This window comes from Spirillospora sp. NPDC000708 (assembly GCF_040299565.1).
Lineage (GTDB): Bacteria > Actinomycetota > Actinomycetes > Streptosporangiales > Streptosporangiaceae > Spirillospora.
On record NZ_JBEPCJ010000066.1, the window covers coordinates 43,732 to 60,190 of the forward strand.

The 16,459-nt window shown below is 73.0% G+C and carries 18 protein-coding genes; 9 read left to right on the forward strand and 9 right to left on the reverse strand.

The features are described from left to right. Nucleotides 1-124: 124 nt before the first annotated feature. On the reverse strand, nt 125-952 hold the full coding sequence (locus ABT299_RS35845) for a beta-keto acid cleavage family enzyme (protein WP_500253437.1): 828 nt from the start codon (nt 950-952) through the stop codon (nt 125-127). 20 nt (nt 953-972) lie between these two features. Here ABT299_RS35845 and dtd point away from each other — a divergent pair, with 20 nt between their 5' ends. Then, entirely contained in the window at nt 973-1,398 is a 426-nt protein-coding gene (gene dtd, locus ABT299_RS35850) for a D-aminoacyl-tRNA deacylase (RefSeq protein WP_190863862.1), read from the forward strand. A gap of 106 nt (nt 1,399-1,504) precedes the next feature. On the opposite strand, the gene ABT299_RS35855 is transcribed toward dtd, so the two are convergent. From ABT299_RS35855 to ABT299_RS35870, 4 genes are all read right to left on the reverse strand, one after another. Continuing rightward, the gene (locus tag ABT299_RS35855; RefSeq protein ID WP_500253438.1) at nt 1,505-2,002 is read right to left on the reverse strand and encodes a hypothetical protein; all 498 of its coding nucleotides are present in this window, start codon (nt 2,000-2,002) and stop codon (nt 1,505-1,507) included. Nucleotides 2,003-2,082: 80 nt separating this feature from the next. Beyond that, the gene (ygfZ, locus tag ABT299_RS35860) at nt 2,083-3,063 is read right to left on the reverse strand and encodes a CAF17-like 4Fe-4S cluster assembly/insertion protein YgfZ (RefSeq protein ID WP_500253439.1); all 981 of its coding nucleotides are present in this window, start codon (nt 3,061-3,063) and stop codon (nt 2,083-2,085) included. A 9-nt stretch (nt 3,064-3,072) separates the two neighbouring features. After that, entirely contained in the window at nt 3,073-3,489 is a 417-nt protein-coding gene (locus ABT299_RS35865; RefSeq protein ID WP_500253440.1) for a Fur family transcriptional regulator, read from the reverse strand. A 417-nt stretch (nt 3,490-3,906) separates the two neighbouring features. Further along, entirely contained in the window at nt 3,907-4,392 is a 486-nt protein-coding gene (locus ABT299_RS35870) for a heme-binding beta-barrel domain-containing protein (protein WP_190863853.1), read from the reverse strand. Between the two features lie 159 nt (nt 4,393-4,551). Here ABT299_RS35870 and ABT299_RS35875 point away from each other — a divergent pair, with 159 nt between their 5' ends. From ABT299_RS35875 to ABT299_RS35890, 4 genes are all read left to right on the forward strand, one after another. Continuing rightward, the gene (locus ABT299_RS35875; protein ID WP_190863851.1) at nt 4,552-4,914 is read left to right on the forward strand and encodes a DsrE family protein; all 363 of its coding nucleotides are present in this window, start codon (nt 4,552-4,554) and stop codon (nt 4,912-4,914) included. A gap of 311 nt (nt 4,915-5,225) precedes the next feature. Continuing rightward, complete coding sequence (locus ABT299_RS35880; protein WP_500253441.1) at nt 5,226-6,671, forward strand: MFS transporter; 1,446 nt, start codon at nt 5,226-5,228, stop codon at nt 6,669-6,671. Beyond that, the gene (locus ABT299_RS35885) at nt 6,668-7,225 is read left to right on the forward strand and encodes a cysteine hydrolase family protein (RefSeq protein WP_500253442.1); all 558 of its coding nucleotides are present in this window, start codon (nt 6,668-6,670) and stop codon (nt 7,223-7,225) included. Before ABT299_RS35880 ends, ABT299_RS35885 begins: the two co-directional genes overlap by 4 nt. A 152-nt stretch (nt 7,226-7,377) precedes the next feature. Then, complete coding sequence (locus tag ABT299_RS35890) at nt 7,378-8,697, forward strand: hypothetical protein (RefSeq protein ID WP_500253443.1); 1,320 nt, start codon at nt 7,378-7,380, stop codon at nt 8,695-8,697. An 11-nt stretch (nt 8,698-8,708) separates the two neighbouring features. Here the strand turns inward: ABT299_RS35890 and ABT299_RS35895 are convergent, their stop codons facing one another. Further along, entirely contained in the window at nt 8,709-9,374 is a 666-nt protein-coding gene (locus tag ABT299_RS35895; protein ID WP_500253444.1) for a helix-turn-helix domain-containing protein, read from the reverse strand. Between the two features lie 51 nt (nt 9,375-9,425). On the opposite strand from ABT299_RS35895, the gene ABT299_RS35900 reads away from it, so the two are divergent. After that, on the forward strand, nt 9,426-10,679 hold the full coding sequence (locus ABT299_RS35900) for an alpha/beta hydrolase family protein (RefSeq protein ID WP_500253445.1): 1,254 nt from the start codon (nt 9,426-9,428) through the stop codon (nt 10,677-10,679). On the opposite strand, the gene ABT299_RS35905 is transcribed toward ABT299_RS35900, so the two are convergent. Beyond that, nucleotides 10,676-11,311: a MarR family winged helix-turn-helix transcriptional regulator gene (locus tag ABT299_RS35905; RefSeq protein ID WP_500253446.1), complete on the reverse strand. Its 636-nt coding sequence runs from the start codon at nt 11,309-11,311 to the stop codon at nt 10,676-10,678. The genes ABT299_RS35900 and ABT299_RS35905 overlap by 4 nt on opposite strands. Before the next feature lie 93 nt (nt 11,312-11,404). Here ABT299_RS35905 and ABT299_RS35910 point away from each other — a divergent pair, with 93 nt between their 5' ends. After that, nucleotides 11,405-12,634 (forward strand): MFS transporter, encoded by a 1,230-nt coding sequence (locus ABT299_RS35910; RefSeq protein ID WP_500253447.1) that lies wholly within the window; start codon nt 11,405-11,407, stop codon nt 12,632-12,634. On the opposite strand, the gene ABT299_RS35915 is transcribed toward ABT299_RS35910, so the two are convergent. Beyond that, nucleotides 12,578-13,876, reverse strand: coding sequence for an APC family permease (locus ABT299_RS35915; protein WP_500253448.1), 1,299 nt, complete (start codon nt 13,874-13,876; stop codon nt 12,578-12,580). The two genes, ABT299_RS35910 and ABT299_RS35915, sit on opposite strands and share 57 nt — an antisense overlap. A gap of 105 nt (nt 13,877-13,981) precedes the next feature. Here ABT299_RS35915 and ABT299_RS35920 point away from each other — a divergent pair, with 105 nt between their 5' ends. Further along, entirely contained in the window at nt 13,982-14,470 is a 489-nt protein-coding gene (locus ABT299_RS35920) for an Lrp/AsnC family transcriptional regulator (protein WP_190863837.1), read from the forward strand. Nucleotides 14,471-14,480: 10 nt separating this feature from the next. Here the strand turns inward: ABT299_RS35920 and ABT299_RS35925 are convergent, their stop codons facing one another. Further along, a complete protein-coding gene (locus ABT299_RS35925; protein ID WP_500253449.1) occupies nt 14,481-15,404 on the reverse strand; it encodes an aminoglycoside phosphotransferase family protein in 924 nt (307 codons plus the stop codon). 57 nt (nt 15,405-15,461) lie between these two features. On the opposite strand from ABT299_RS35925, the gene ABT299_RS35930 reads away from it, so the two are divergent. Further along, nucleotides 15,462-16,040, forward strand: coding sequence for a GNAT family N-acetyltransferase (locus ABT299_RS35930; protein ID WP_500253450.1), 579 nt, complete (start codon nt 15,462-15,464; stop codon nt 16,038-16,040). Nucleotides 16,041-16,459 lie beyond the last annotated feature (419 nt).

The window sequence follows — 16,459 nt, forward strand, 5'->3', positions numbered from 1 at the left end:
CCGAGCCCGCGTGTCACCATGGTGGTTACCCACCGCACCGAAGTGAATCCGAACTGTGTTCTGTGGATAACCGTCCAGCGCCGCCCCCGCCGGTATTCGGCGGGACGGACGGTGTCCGCGCAGGTCAGCGGCGTTTGACGGCCAGGAGGGCGCGGGCGTCGGCGACGGGCATCGCGGGCCGCTGCGCCAGCGCGGCGGCGGACGCGGCGCGCTCCACGAGTTGGACGTTGGCGGTCACCGGCTGCCCCTTGGCGAAGGTGACGGTGTCCTCCATGCCGACCCGCAGGTGCCCGCCGGCCGACAGTGCGGCGAACATGACGGGCAGGGACGTCCGGCCGATGCCGGTGGCCGACCATGTCGCCCCTTCGGGGAGCGCCTCCACGGCCGCGACCAGCGAGCGCGCGTCCCCGGGCATCCCACCGGGGACGCCCATGACGAGGTCGCAGTGCACATGGCCGCCGTACGGCAGTCCGTGCTTGTCCAGGAGGCGGTTCAGGGCCGCCACCTGTCCGAGGTCGAACAGCTCGAACTCGGGCACGACCTCCAGTTCCTGCGTGCGCTGGTACAGCTCCACCATGAACGGCCACGGGTTCATGAAGACGTCGTCGCCGAAGTTGACCGTGCCGCAGGTGAGCGAGCACATGTCCGGTTCCGCGTCCAGGACGCGGAGGCGGTCCTCATAGGGGTCGGTGACGGCGCCCCCTGTGGACAGTTGGACGATCAGTCCCGTGCTCTCCCTCAGCGCCGCGACCGTGTCCCGCAGCCGGGACGGGTCGAGGGTGGGCCGCGCGTCGTCGTCGCGGATGTGCACGTGGATGACGGCCGCGCCGGCCGCCTCGCATTCCTTGGCCGTCTGGACCAGTTCATCCAGGGTGACGGGCAGGGCGGGGACGTCCGCCTTGGCGGACTCCGCGCCCGTGGGCGCCACCGTGATGAGCGTCGTTGCTCCCATAGGCGGCAGAATGCATGGTCATGCGTGCCGTAGTCCAGAGGGTGAGTCAGGCGAGCGTGTCCGTGGAGGGGCGCGTCGTGGGCCAGATCGACGGGCCGGGACTGATGGTCCTGGTGGGGGTGACGCACGACGACGACGAGGCGAAGGCCCGGAAACTGGCGTCCAAGCTGTGGGGCCTGCGCATCCTCAAGGACGAGAAGTCGTGCTCGGATTTGAACGCGCCGCTGCTCGTCGTGAGCCAGTTCACACTGTACGGAGACGCGCGGAAGGGCCGACGCCCGACCTGGACGGCGGCCGCGCCGGGCCCGGTCGCGGAGCCGCTGGTGGACGCGGTGGTCCAGGAGCTCCGGACGCTGGGCGCCAAGGTGGAGACGGGCGTCTTCGGCGCCGACATGGCCGTCTCGCTGGTGAACGACGGCCCGATCACCCTCGTCGTCGACATCTGACCCGCGGCGCCGACGCCCCCGGAACGCCAGAACGCCCCCGGCGGCCCCGATCGGCGCCCCGGCGCCCCGGAACGGCGTGCCTGACGCCGGGAAACGGCGTCCGGGGTCAGCCGAAGCCGTAGACCATCCCGACGAGCGTGATGATGGTTCCGGCGCCCGCGAGCAGGATCAGGGCCCGGTCCGCCGGGGCGAGCCGTCCGCGCACGCTGGCGGAGTGCACGACCACGCCGGTGCCGCCGTCCGCCTCCTCCGGGTCGGGCTTCCTGCGGGACGGGTTGCGCATCCCGATGAGCCTCCACAGCGCGTCGTTCTTCACGTGCTGGTGGCTGGACGAGCACGCGAACAGCCGTCCGCGCGCGCGCTCGATGCAGGGGGCTCCCTGACGCGTCAGCACCCGGCACAGCGTCGGGACGAGCAGGAACTCGTACAGGCACCAGCCGAGGAGTCCGAGCAGCGCGACCCGCCACGAGTGCAGGTACCAGGCGGCACCGGCGACCACCGCGAACAGGGCCCACCACACCAGCGCGGACTCCCGGCGGGGACGGCGGCGGCGGGTGCCCCTGCGCGCGGCCGGCGGCTTCTCTCTCCCCAGGTTCGCGACCATCGGTAGGAATCCACCTTCCCCGGGCGGTGGCCGGTCAGAAATCGTCTATATCAGACGATATTGCCCCGCGGGTCGCCGCTTTACCCGCGATTTGCGGGCCGCCTCCGGAGATCGATCTGCGCGTTGGCCCCGGTGTCCGGCGACACCACGACCTCCTGCGCCGCGGCCACGCCGCCCGCCAGCAGCTCCGCGTCGACGGGCACGTTCCGCTTGACCAGCGCCAGCGCGATCGGCCCCAGCTCGTGGTGGCGCGCAGCGGACCCGACGAACCCGATCGTCCGCCCGCCGGGGACCTCGACCGGGTCGCCGTGCGCGGGCAGGCGGTCGACGCTGCCGTCCAGGTGCAGGAACACCAGGCGGCGGGGCGGGCGCCCCAGGTTGTGGACGCGCGCGACCGTCTCCTGGCCCCGGTAGCAGCCCTTGTTCAGGTGGACGGCCGTCTCGACGTACCCGACCTCGTGCGGGATCGTCCGGTGGTCGGTGTCGAGGCCGAACCGGGGGCGCCGCTCGGCGATCCGCAGCGCCTCGTACGCCCAGATCCCGGCGGGGCGCAGGCCGTCCGGGAAGCCGTCCGACCTCGGGACGATCCGGGTGAACGTCCCGGCGACGTCGGGCCAGGCGAGACCGCCGCCCTCCGGCCCGGTGATCACCGCGTACTCGTCCGACACGTCCGCGACCTCGACGCGCAGCATGAACCGCATCCGGTCGAGGAACTCCGCGAGCGCGGGCGCCCGGCCCGGCTCGACGTGCGCCCACACGGCCTCGCCGTCGTCGATCAGGAACATGTGGTGCTCGATGTGGCCCTGCGGGCTGAGCAGCAGCGCCTCGGTCGGCTCGAACGGCTTCAAAGCGTCCAGATGCTGGCTCAGCAGGCTGTGCAGCCAGCTCAGGCGGTCCGGCCCGGAGACCCGCACCACGCCGCGGTCGCCGCGATCAACGAACGCCGTGCCGCGTTCGAGCGCGCGTTGCTCCTGCGACGGCTCCCCGTAGTGCGCGGCGACTTCCTGGTCGGGCTCATCGGCGGCGACGGCTCCGGGCGACTGCAGCAGCGGGCTCTCCATGGAGCCAGACTATGTCGCGCGGCAGTCCTTGCACCGCCCGTAGACCGTGAGGTGGTGCACGTCCGTCTCGAACCCGAAATCGTGCTCCAGCAGGTCCGCGAGACCGGCGGCGGCCTTCGGGGCGACGTCCTGCACGGTGTGGCAGCCGCGGCACACCAGGTGGATGTGCTCGGCCTCGGCGGCGAGGTGGTAGTTCGGCGGTCCGTGGCCCAGGTGGGCGTGCTTGACGAGCCCCAGCTCCTCAAGCAGCTCCAGCGTCCGGTAGACGGTGGAGATGTTCACGCCGCGGGCGGTGCGCTGCACCTCGGTACAGATGTCCTCGGGTGTCCCGTGTTCGAGGTTGGTGACGGCCTCGAGCACCAGCTGGCGCTGGGGGGTGACCCGGTACCCCTTGGCCCGCAGCTCCTCCTGCCACGACTCGACCATGCCCCGAGTGTATGCCGGACGGGGTCGCCGAAAACTCGTTTGCCTCCATGCCGGGGGCTCGCATAGCGTGCGGGGTACGCGCGAAAGGAGGTGGTCCAAGAAATGGTTGATTCTGGGACTCGCGAGGTGGCTGTCCGCTAGTCGCCGTTCCGCCTCGGCGCCGCCGCCCTCGGGCGGTGGCCACCGGTCGCGACGGTGACCGGCGAATACCAGGCAGTTACCCGATCCCCGGACCGATGGACCAGTCCTGTCCATCGCCCCGCACCCGCGGGAAGGTCCGGGGATCGTTCCATGTCCGGGCCCGGAGCGTCTCCGGGCCCGTTCGCATGCCCGCCCGTTCCCGTGCCCGGGCCTCTCGTGCCCGCCGGCACGGGCGCCGGCACCGGCACCGGCCCCGGCGACGCGCGGTCCGGGCCGTCAGCCGACGCGCTTCAGCTGCGCCGAAAGGTGCGACTGGAGCGGCTGCCCCATGGCGGCCATGTCGTAGGCCCAGCCGAGGTCCTCGCCGATGAGGCCGTACAGGCGCGAGCCCCCGGTGACCTCCTTGGCCGACTCGGTCCGCGCCACCACGTCGGTCTGGAGCTCGACGCGGTTGAAGGCGACGTTGCCCACGTAGATCTCGACGATGCCGGTGGGGTGGGCGAGCGTGACCTCGACCTCGTGGTTCGGCCGCGGACGCCAGTAGCCGGTCTCCACGGCCAGCGGACGGCCCAGCGTGCCGTCCGGCTCGATCAGCCAGCTGCGGCTGGCGTAGACGAGGAACGGCTTGCCGATGTGGGTGAAGGAGATCTCCTGCCCGAAGTTGAAGCCCTCGATCGTGGGATAGCCGCCGACGCCGGCGCCCTCCCACGTGCCCAGGAGGAACTTCAGCGGCTCAAGGTCGGGGTGCAGCTCAAACTCCATGGGCACCGAGCGTAGCGGTCACTTCAGCCGCCCGAGCCGCACCACCAGCAGGACGGCCGCCACCGCCACCAGCGCGAGAGCGAGGACCAGGACACCCGCGTTCACCATGCCGCTCACGCCGCACGATGCTACGCGGGCTCGCGGGACTAGAGTGCGGCTATGGCGAGACCTCTGGTTATCAAGGTGACGGCGGGGGCCGACGCGCCGGAGCGCTGCAACCAGGCGTTCACGGTAGCGGCGGCCGCCGCGGCCAGCGGCGTGGCGATCTCGCTGTGGCTGACGGGCGAGTCCGCGTGGTTCGCCCTGCCGGGCCGCGCCGCGGGCTTCGAACTGGAGCACGCGACGCCGCTGGACGACCTGCTCGCCGTGATCCTCGCCGCCGGACGCGTCACGCTGTGCACGCAGTGCGCGGCGCGCCGGGGCATCGGCCCGGACGACGTCCTGCCGGGCGTCCGGATCGCCGGCGCCCCGACGTTCGTCGAGGAGATCACCGCACCGGACGTGCAGGCGCTCGTCTACTGAGGACGCCCCGTCCGGCCCGTCCGGCCCGTCGGCGGAAGCCGATCAGGCGTTCACGCCTGCCCTGAAACGGCCTGCCCTGAGCAGCGCGCACGCCCGGCCTGCCCCGAGCGACCGCGCACGCCGGAGCTGCCCCCCGAGCGGCGCGCACGCCGGCAACACCGCGCGATTCAGCCAGCCCGGCCTGCTCAGCTCCATTTGTTCAGTTTCAACTGGACAGCTCAGCCTGATGAACCTACTGTGGAAGGCATGGACGAAACGGGCGGAACGGAACGAGGACGGGAAGGGACCGCGCCGCGGGGACGGCGAGGCCGATGACCTCGGTGCTCACCCGGGTCACGGGCTCGCTGCGCCGGCGCCGCCCCGGGCGGGACGGCCCGCCGGACGGGTTCGACCGGCGGCTCCTGGCGCCGATGATGCTCGGCAGCGTCCTGAACCCGGTGAACTCGTCGATCATCTCGGTCGCGCTGGTGCCGATCGGCGCCGCGTTCGGAGCGCCACCGTCCCGCACCGCCTGGCTGATCTCCGCGCTGTACCTGGCGACGGCGATCGGGCAGCCGGTGGTCGGGCGGCTGATCGACCTGTTCGGGCCGCGCCGGCTGTTCCTCGCCGGGACGGCGCTGACCGGCCTCGCGGGCGTGGTCGGCGTGCTCGCGCCGAACCTGTGGGTGCTCATCGGGGCGCGGGTGCTGCTCGGGTTCGGGACGTGCGCCGGCTATCCGGCGGCGATGTCGCTGATCCGGAGCGAGGCGCGGCGGACCGGGCACGACAGCCCCGCCGGCGTCCTCACAGCGCTCGCGGTGACCACGCAGACCATCGCGGTCATCGGGCCGTCCCTCGGCGGGCTGCTGATCGGCCTCGGCGGATGGCGCACCACGCTCGCGCTCAACATCCCGCTGGCGCTGGCCGGGATCGCGCTGGGCCTGCTGCGCCTGCCCAGGACGCCGCTGCCTGAACGCGCCCGCGGCGAGCGCCGCCTGGCGGGCCTGGACCTGACGGGCATGGGCCTCTTCGCCGTCATGCTCATCTCGCTGCTGGTGTTCCTGATGGAGCCCGCCATAGGGCACCTGTACCTGCTGGGTGTCGTGGCCGTGGCGGCGGCGGCCTTCGCCGTCCGCGAGCTGCGGGTGGAGGCACCGTTCATCGACCTGCGCATCCTCGGCGGCAATAAGCCGCTGCTCATCACCTACGGGCGCGCGCTCCTCGCCTACATCGTCACGTACGCGTTCCTCTACGGCTACACGCAATGGCTGGAGGAGGGACGCGGCCTGTCGGCGTCCCAGACGGGCCTCGCGCAGCTCCCGCTCTTCGGCACCGCGATCATCGTCTCCACCCTCACGGGACGGCGCGCGGAGATCCGCGGGAAGCTCCTCGCGGGCGCCGTCGGGCAGGTCGCCGCGTGCGCGCTGCTGCTGGTGCTGCACTCCGCCAGCCCGATCTGGCTGATCGTGGCCGTGGCGGTCGTCGTCGGCGTCCCGCAGGGGCTGAACAGCCTCGCCCTCCAGAACGCCGTCTACCACCAGGCCGACCCGGAGCGGCTGGCGTCGTCCGCCGGGCTGCTGCGCACCTTCGGCTACCTCGGCGCGATCGTCGCGTCCGCGGCCGACGGCGCGTTCTTCGGGCAGCGCGCCGGCACCCCCGGGATGCACCACCTGGCCTGGTTCATGCTCGCCATCTCCGTCGCGTTCCTGCTGGTGACGGTGGTGGACCGCTCGCTGGGCCGCATCGGCCCCGCCTCCCGAGAGATTGGACAGTCATGACGAACACCGCCCTGCTCGCGATGGACCTGCAGAACGGGATGGTCGGGCGCGTCGAGGACGACGCCTACCTGCCGCGCGTGGTCGGCGCCGTGGACGCCGCGCGCAAGGCCGGTGTGCCCGTGCTGCACGTCGTCGTCGGCTTCCGCGAGGGCCACCCCGACAAGAACCCCCGCAACAAGGCGTTCGGGGCGCTGCCGGACGGCGCCTTCACCCCGTCCGACCCGAACGCCGCGATCCACCCCGACCTCGGCCCGCGGCCCGACGAGCCGGTGATCACCAAGAAGCGGGCGAGCGCGTTCGCGGGCAGCGACCTGGACCTCGTCCTGCGCTCGCGCGGCATCGACCACCTCGTGCTGGCGGGGATCGCGACGAGCGGCGTCGTCCTGTCCACCCTGCGGCAGGCCGCCGACCTCGACTTCCAGCTCACCGTCCTCGCCGACGGCTGCGCCGACCTCGACCCCGAGGTCCACCGCGTCCTCACTGAGAAGGTCTTCCCCCGCCAGGCCGACGTCGTCTCCGTGGACGCCTGGACGAGGACCCTGACCGAAGCCTGAAAGAAGGCTGGGTGAACGGGGAAGAGCGCGTTAACCCTGCGCTAACCTTCGCCCGCCCGCCTTCTACCCCCGCCCCGAACCCGCCTATGGTGCGATGACCAGGGAAAACGCCAGGTTCTCAGCACTCTCGGGTTCGGGGAAGGGGCGGGTCCATGGCAGCGAAGGTCATCCTGCACATCGGGCAGCAGAAGTCGGGCACCACCTACCTGCAGGACGTGCTCGGCCACATCGCGGAACCGCTCGCGCGGGAGGCGGGCATCCTCTACCCGGACTCGATCAGGGAGGTCCTCCCGGACGCGATCGAGAACCACGAGCGCGCGACGCGGGGGCTCCTCGGCGACGAGTACCCGTGGGTCTCGGCCGACGACGCCGCCGGAGAGCGCGACAAGTGGCTGCGGCTGATGGAGAAGGTCCGCGCCTGGCCGGACACCGTGCTGATCTCCGCCGAGGCGCTGTCGGTGATCCGGTCGGCGGCGGTGGCCCGGCTGCTCGCGGAGTTCGACGGCGCGGACGTCGAGATCGTGATCACCACCCGGCGGCTGGACCGGTCGCTGCCGTCGCTGTGGCAGCAGCACGTCCGCAACGGCCGGCACTCCACGATCGAGGAGTACTTCGCGGCGCTGGTCGAGCAGCGCGAGCGCGGCCCGGAGGCGATCGAGGAGGAGCTCGACCTGCACCTGTGGCGGGCCTTCGGGCTCGGCGGCCTGGTCCGGCGGTGGGCCGCCGCGGTGGGCCCGGACCGGGTCCGCGTCGTGATCAACCCCGGTTCCCCGGCGGACCTGCTGTGGCGCCGCTTCGCCGCCGCCGTCGGCGCGCGCGGCTGCTCCGGCCGGCCGTCCGCCGACGTGCGGGCGCGCCGCACCCACGGCGGGCTGACCAGCGAGGAGACCGAGCTGATGGTCGCGCTGAACCGGCGGCTGGAGGACTCGGGCTGGAGCACCTTCGAGTGCCGGGCGCTGCGCGAGGAGATCCTGCTGAACGGCCTGCTCGTGCGCGGCGAGCGCGGCGGCCCGGTCGCCGTCCCCGACTCGGCGCGGGACCTCGTGGCGGCGTGGGCGGAGGAGGACGTGGCCGCGCTGCGGCGGAGCGGGGTCGAGATTGTGGGGCGGCCCCGCGAGCTGCGGCCCGCGCCGGAACCGCCGGACGGCCCCGACAGTCTGGCGTCGTCGGAGCGGGTCGCGGAGGCCGCCGCGGCGGCGATCATGGCGGTGGCGCCGCGCGGCCGGTACGGGCCGGAGCCCCGGCGCAAGTCGCTGCCGGCCTGGATCCGGACCCGTGTGCGGCCCGAGCAGGGGATCCCCGGGCCGCCGAGTCCGGACGCACCCGACGCGCCCGACGCGCCCACCGCAACTGCCGTGCCTCGCGGAGCGGCCCTGCCCAACGCACCCGAGGCGCCCGACGCACCGGACTCTTCGAACGCCTTCGGCGCGCGGGACCCGCAGGAGGCCCGCGACGCGGGATCGCCGCAGTAGCCCCCCGCCCGTCAGGCGGGTCCGGAATCCGCTGCCGGGGGCTCCGCCGCCGAGGGGTCCGCTGCTGAGGGGTCCGCCGACGCGGGTTCCGCCGACGTTGGTTCCGTTGCCGGGGGTTCCGTTGCCGGGGGTTCCGTTGCTGGGGGTTCTGGTGGTGCGGGTTCGATCGGGAAGAGGATGGGGCTCAGCAGGTACTGGGCGCGGCCGGGCGCCGGGCCGTTCGCGAGCCGCGGGGCGATCGCGGCGCGCATCCCGGCGATCAGTTCGAGCAACTCCTCCTCGCTGAGCCAGACGGCGTGCTGCCGGTATCCGACCAGGTCGGCGGCCGGGTCGCTGCCGTCGCGGTCGAGGTAGGCGCCGAACGCGGCGATGAGGGCGGCGGTCGCCGCCGCGAACCCGCGCCGGTGGTCGTCCCGGGACAGCGGCGCGGCCGGGTCGATCACCGCGCGCTCCTGGCGGAGCCGGTAGCGGCGCTCGACCGCACCGCGCACCCGGCGCTCCTCGGCGACCTCCAGGACGCCGCCGTCGAACAGCAGCTCGATGTGCCGGTAGACGGTCGCCTTCGAGACGTCCGGGATCCGCTCGCGGAGCTCGGACGTGCTGAGCGGCCGGCCGCCGCGCAGCGCGTGGACGACGCGCAGCCGGACGGGGTGGGCGAGCAGCTCCAGGGTGTCCATCGCCCTACGATCTCATCCGTGTTACCTTTCTCAAACTTGAGAGGGGTTGGCATGGGAGACGCGGGAGCCATCGCCGCCGGGGTCGCCCGGGCGCTGCGGGACGGGCGGTTCGCCGAGGTCGAGGCGCTGTTCGCCGCTCCGCTGCGGGCCGTCGCGCCCACCGGTGCGGTGGGCGCCGCGTGGGCGGCGGAGATCGCGCGGCACGGCGCGGTGACCTCCGTCGGCGACCCTGCGGCCGAGCCGCTCGGCACGGACCTGACCCGGGTGAGCGTCCCGGTCGCCTGCGAGCGCGGGGCGCTGACCGTCGTCATGTCCGTGGACGGCGCGGGCCTGCTGAACGGCCTCCGGCTCGCGCCCGGCGGTGCCGAGGCGTGGAGCCCGCCGCCCTACGCCGACCCGTCCGCCTTCGAGGAACGCGAGGTCACCGTCGGCTCCGGCCCGCTGGCCGTCCCGGGGACGCTCACCCTCCCACGGGGCACCGGGCCGCATCCGGGCACCGTCCTGCTCGCCGGCGGCGGGCCGTTCGACCGCGACGCGACCAGCGGCCCCAACAAGCCGCTCAAGGATCTCGCCTGGGGCCTCGCCACCAGCGGCGTCGCGGTCCTGCGCTTCGACAAGGCGACCTGCGCCCACCCCGCCGAAGTGGCCGCCGACCCCGCCTTCACGATGGCGGACGAGTACGTCCCGCACGCCGTCGCGGCCGTCCGCCTGCTCCGCGACGATCCGGCCGTGGACGCCGAACGCGTCTTCGTGCTCGGCCACAGCATGGGCGGCAAGGCGGCCCCACGCGTCGCCACCGCCGAGCCGTCCGTCGCCGGCCTGGTGATCATGGCGGGGGACGCGCAGCCGATGCACGAGGCCGCCGTCCGCGTGACACGGTACCTCGCGTCCCTGGACCCGGGCCCGGACGCGGACGCCGCCGTCGCGGCGATCACCCGGCAGGCCGCCAGGGTCGCGGACCCGGCGCTGTCCCCGGCGGATCCCGCGGCGGACCTGCCGTTCGGCCTCTCCGCGCCGTACTGGCTGGACATGCGCTCCTACGACCCCGTCGCGACCGCCCTCGCGGTCGGCAAGCCCATGCTGATCCTGCAAGGCGGGCGCGACTACCAGGTCACCGTCGAGGACGACCTGTCCCGCTGGCGGGCGGCCCTGGAGGGGCGTCCCGGCGTGACCGTCCGCGTGCACGCCGCCGACGACCACCTGTTCTTCCCGGGCACCGGACCCTCGACGCCCGCCGGCTACGACCGCCCCCAGCACGTCGACCCGGCCGTGCTGGACGACATCGCCGCCTGGCTGAACGCCTAGGACCGGCCCGCGGCACGCGCCTCGTCGCGGGCCTCGGCACCGGGGTCGGCGCCGGGGTCGGCGCCGGGGTCGGCGGAGGCTGCGGCACCCCGCGCCTCGCCGCCCGCGGCATCCGGCTCACCGCCGGCCTCGTCGCCGGCTTCGTCGCCGAGGCTGAGCAGCAGCGTGCGCAGGGTCGCGGCGAGACCGTCCCGCTGGTCCCGGTCGAGCGCGGCGAGGATGCGCCGCTCGTTCTCGAGGTGCGCGACCACGGCGCGGTCGATGAGGTCGCGGCCGGCGGGCGTGAGGGCGACGATGACGCTGCGCCGGTTGGCGGGGTCGACGTCGCGGGTGACGTGGCCCTTGGCGACGAGCCGGTCGAGCCGGTTGGTCACCGCCCCTGACGTCACCATCGACGAGCGGGCCAGGTCGCCCGCCGTCATGCCGCCGTCCGCGCCCGCCCGCCGGAGGGTGGCGAGGACGTCGAACTCGCCGCGCTCCAGCCCGAACTCGCTGAACAGCGCCTTGAGCTCGCGTTCGGCGATGCGCGCCACCCGGGACAGGCGGCCGAGCACGCCCATCGGGGACGCGTCGAGGTCAGGGCGCGCGCGGGCCCACTGCTCCAGGACGAGGTCGACGGCGTCACGTCCCACGAGAAACTCCTCAACGTTGAACTGTTTGACACAAAGGTATCACCGGGTTACCTTCCTCAACGTTCAACATTTCAACGTTGAAAGGTCACTGCGATGGTCGCACGCACCGCGCGCCCGCACTCGCTCCTGCGGGCCTGGCTGGGCGTGGCCGTGATCACGGCCAGCCTCTTCACCTTCCTCACCACCGAGCTGATGCCCGTCGGCCTGCTCACCCCGCTCAGCTCCAGCCTGGACGTCCCCGTCGGCGTCGCCGCGCTGATGGTCACCCTCTACGGCGTCTCCGCCGGCCTCGCCGTCACGTTCATCGTCGCCTGGACCCGGCGCGTCGACCGGCGCGTCCTGCTGTCCGCGCTGCTGGCCGTCCTCACCGTCGGGAACCTCGTCACCGGCGTCTCGCCGAACTTCCCGCTCGTCCTCGCGACCCGGCTCGTCATGGGCTTCGCCAGCGGAGTGTTCTGGGCCATCGGCGTCAGCATGGCGATGCGCCTCGTCCCGGAACGGCACGCCAGCCGCGCGTCCGCGATCGTCATGTCCGGCATCTCGATCGCCACGGTCGTCGGCATCCCCCTCGGCACCCTCCTGGAGGACCTCACCGACTGGCGGACCACCTTCCTCATCTGGTCCGGCCTCAGCCTTCTGGTCTTCCTTTTGGTCGCCGCGATCGTGCCTTCGCTGCCGTCCGACAACGCGGTCTCGGTCCGCGAGGTGTTCGGTCTGCCGCTCCGGAACGTCCCCCTGCGATCCGTGCTGATCATCGTCGTGCTGTTCGTGCTCGGCCACTTCGGGGCGTACACGTTCGTCCGCCCCTTCCTGGAGGACCACACCTCCGCGACGCCCCTGTTCATCACCGTCGTGCTGATCATCTTCGGGATCGGCGGCGCCGCCGGGAACTTCATCGCCGGCTACACCGTGAACAAGAGCCTGCGCGGCAGCTTCGTCATCGGCTGCACGGGCCTCGTCGCGTCCCTGCTGCTCCTGCTCGCCGTCGGCGACGCGAAGGCCGGCGCGATCGCCGCGCTGGTGCTGTGGGGGCTGTCGTTCGGCGTCGTCCAGCTCTCCCAGGTCAACATGACCCTCGCCGCCGCCCCCGAGACGTTCGAGGCGGCGATGTCGCTCAACACCATGGCCTACAACACCTCCATCGCGCTCGGCGCGCTCTTCGGCGGCCAGCTCGCCGACAACCTCGGCGTCACCAGCGTCGTCTGGTTCGGCGTCGCGCTGACCGCCGGCTCCCTGCTCCTCGCGCTCGGCACCGGCCGGCGGGCCTCACGCGCCGTCGCCCATGACGCGTCCGCCGCGCCGTCGCCGCTGCTGAAGGACTGAACGCCGGGCCCCCTCGCTCGCCGCCGCCGTCACCGCGACGGCGGCGGCGAGCAGCGCCGCCCACCCCGAGAACAACAGCAGCTGGACGACCGCGACGCACGCGACCGCCGCCGCGACCCGCACCGGACCGCTCAGGATCCGCACCGCCGCCGCCATGCACCCGAGGTAGACGACGAGGAACAGCGCCGTCGGGACGGCGACGAACTGCGCGGTGCCGACCAGTCCGCTCCCCGCCAGACCGAGCAGCAGCCCGCCGGTCGCGGCGATCGCGGCGACGAGCCCCGCCGTCCGCCCCCGCCCCGTCCCGTCAGCCGTCCCGGCAGACGTCCCGCCGGACCGGCCTCGCCTCGTCCCGGCCAGCGCGGACGCCATCGCCGTCGCACCCGTCAGGTAGGCGTTGGTCGCCGCCAGCGTCAGGACGACCGCGCCGGCCGCCGCGATCGCCCGCCCGCTCCCGCCGACGGCGACCTCCAGCAGGCCCGCCAGCGGCACCGAACTCCCCGCCCGCGGACCGAGCACCCCGACCGTGGCGGCCGCCAGCGCCAGGTACAGGACGGCGGTCACGGCGAACGCGGCGCCCACGACCCGCGGAAGCTGCCGCCGAGGATCCCGCAGCCGCGCCGTCAGCGGAGCCGCCGCCTCCCACCCGACGAACGCCAGCATCAACGGCGACGCCGCCCGCGCGATCGACCCCCACCCGTGCGGGGCGAACGGATGCCAGTACGCGGCGCGTGCCGACGGCGCAGCCCCGCCCACGGCGAGCACCACCAGCGCCACCAGCAGCCCGACCAGCGCCAGCTGCACCCGCACACCCGTCCTCGCACCGGCGAGGCGCATCGCCAGCACCAGCGCCAGCAGGGCCCCGGCCGCCAGGAACGCCGTCCGGTCCCCCGCCCGCAGCAGCTCCGCCACGTACGCGCCGCCGATGAGGCACACCACGGGCGCCCCCGTGACGACCCCGCCGAGGAAGCACCAGGCCGCCGCGCGCCCAGCACGCGACCCGAGCCCGGCGGCCGCGTATCCCGCGACACCGCTCGTCGAGCCCACCGTGGTCCCGAGACGGCTGAACACCACCGCGATGAGGCCGGACAGCACCAGCAGGGCCGCCCACGCCAGCAGGGAGGCGGGCCCGGCGGCACGCGCGGCGAGACCCGGCAGCAGCAGCAGGCTGGGGCCGAGCAGGGCCCCCACGTACAGGGCCGTGGCGCCCATCGTGGACAGATCGTTCCGGTTCGAAGTCATGCCAGGAGCATCGTCCGAAACGCGCGGCACGCGATGGCATGTTGTGGCTCGTATGACGTCTATGGCGCAATGCCGTGCCGCTGCGAAGTCAATATGCTGCACGGCATGCCGCAACAGGGTTACGACCGCATCGATCGCGCCATCCTCGACCGACTCCAGCAGCACGGCCGCACCGCCAACGTCGATCTCGCCGAGGCCGTCCGCCTCTCCCCCTCCTCCTGCCTGCGCCGCACCAAGGCGCTGGAGGACGACGGCGTCATCGCCGGATACCGCGCGGAACTCGACCGGGACCGCCTCGGCCTCGGCCTCACCGTCTTCATCGCGCTGAAGGTCGACCAGCACTCGCGCGAGACGTCCCGGACGATCGAGGCGGCCCTCACCGCCATCCCGGCCGTCGTCGCCTGCTACGTCGTCTCCGGAGAGGCCGACTTCCTCGTCGAGGTCGCCGTCTCCGACCTCGCCGCCTACGAGCGGGTGCTCCTCGATGAGATCCTCGCGATCGGCCCCGTCCGCGACGCGCGGAGCACCTTCGCCATCCGCAGCGTCCTCAGCCGCGGCCCGCTCCCGCTCTCCGGCTGGCCGCCCAAGCGGTGACCCGCCCCGGTCACTCCGTCAGCGACTCCGCCAGCCCGTCCGCGAGGGCGGTGATCTGCTCCAGCGCCAGGCCGCCGCGAGCCACCCGGAATCCGTGGCGGCGCGCCCAGAACGCGCCTTGGACGGCGTGCAGCTGCGCCCACCGCTGCACACGCCCCCGGTCGAGCTCCGCGGCCTCCGCGAACACGTCCATCGCGCGGTGCAGGGCCTTGCCGAGGTCATCGGCCTCGATGAGCCGCAGCAAGAGCGCCTTGAGCAGCGCACCGGCGTCGTAGGCGCGGTCCCCCGCGTACCCCTTCGGGTCGACCGCCAGCCACGGCTCGCGGTCGGCCCGCAGGATGTTCCTCGCATGCAGGTCGCCATGAACGAGAGTGTCCGGCTGGGCGCGCCCCAGCTCCCGCACCGTCGCCAACGCCGCGTCCAGCACGCGCGGGGGAAGGCCGTGCACCAGCTCCCGCGCGTCCTTGCGCAGTTGCTCCTCCCACGCGTCGGCCCGGTCCCGCAGCCGGGGCAGGCCGGGCGGCGCCGGGACGCCCAGCCGCCGGCTCAGGCGTCCCGCGACCCGCACCATCTCGTCGACGTCCTCGACCTGCGCCAGGGAATCCGTCCGGGCCCGCTCCAGCAGCATCGCGAACCGCTCGTCGTCGCGCTCATGCAGCAGGACCGCGCCGCGCCCGCCCCACACCGCGAACGCGTCCGGCTCATGGACGTTGCCGGGATGCGGGAAGGACACCTTCACGACGGCGGGCTCCCCGCCCCGCCGCACCGGGACGATGATCCCTACGCCCCCGTGCATGACGTCGCCGTCCGGCACGCAGTCCCAGCGGTCCAGGAGTTCCTTCACGATCCCCGGCAACCCGGCGAGCCACTCCGTGCCCGCCTCCCCTTCGCGCTCGACGGTGCTCCGCGCGAACACCTCCGGTATCACCACCACGCGGGCACGCTACGCGAACCAGCCCCTTCCCGCCCCGTCCTCCTAGGCTTCGTCGCCATGGGGACCTTCCTCACCACCGACCGGCTCCTGCTGCGCCACTTCACCACCGAAGACGCCGACCACCTCGTCGAACTCGACGGCGACCCCCGCGTCATGCGCTTCCTCACCAACGGGAAACCGACCCCGCGGACGCTGATCGAAAACGACGTCCTGCCCCGGATCCTCCGCCAGTACAGCGAAGGCCCGCTCGGCCAATGGGCCGCCCACGAACGCGCCACCGGCGACTTCACCGGCTGGTTCGCCCTCACCCCCGTCGAAGGCCGCGGACCCGACGGCAGCGGACCCTACGAAGCCGAACTCGGCTACCGCCTCCGCGTCGCCCACTGGGGACGCGGCTACGCCACCGAGGCGTCCCGCGCACTGATCCGCAAAGCCTTCACCGAGCTCGGCGTGCAGCGGATCATCGCCCAGACGATGGCCGTCAACACCGCCTCCCGCCGCGTCATGGAAAAAGCGGGCCTGACGCATGTGCGCACCTTCCACCTGCATTGGGACGATCCCATCCCTGGCACCGAACACGGCGAAGTCGAATACGAAATCGTCCGATCGAATTGGCTCCGCAACGCGCGGTGGTAGCTGCTCTGAGGGTGTATCGAGGCTTATCCGCAGGCTGGCGGCGGGCATCTTGTGGGCTGTTGTGCGTGGGCGGCGCCTCTGAGGGCGAGGCGATACCCGTTATCGCTATTCCTCTTTTACTTGGCGCGAGATGATCGCTAGCGATGCGTGCGTGTGCAGAGTTGCATCGGAAGTATTCGGAGTGACGTGAAATGGCGTTCGGGCGGTGAACTGAGAGAGGCGTTCCGGCGGTGGGCCGAGAGGGGGTGTTCCGGCGGTGAGTTGCGAGGGGTGTTCTGGCGGTGGAATGAGGGGGTGTTCTGGCGGTGGCGCGAGACGGTTCGCGAATGGGGAGATGGGGTGTTCGGGTGGTGGGGTGGCGCTTGCGTACGGGGCCGCCCCTCCAAAGTCAAGGGCGCCTTCGGCGTCGCTTCGCGATG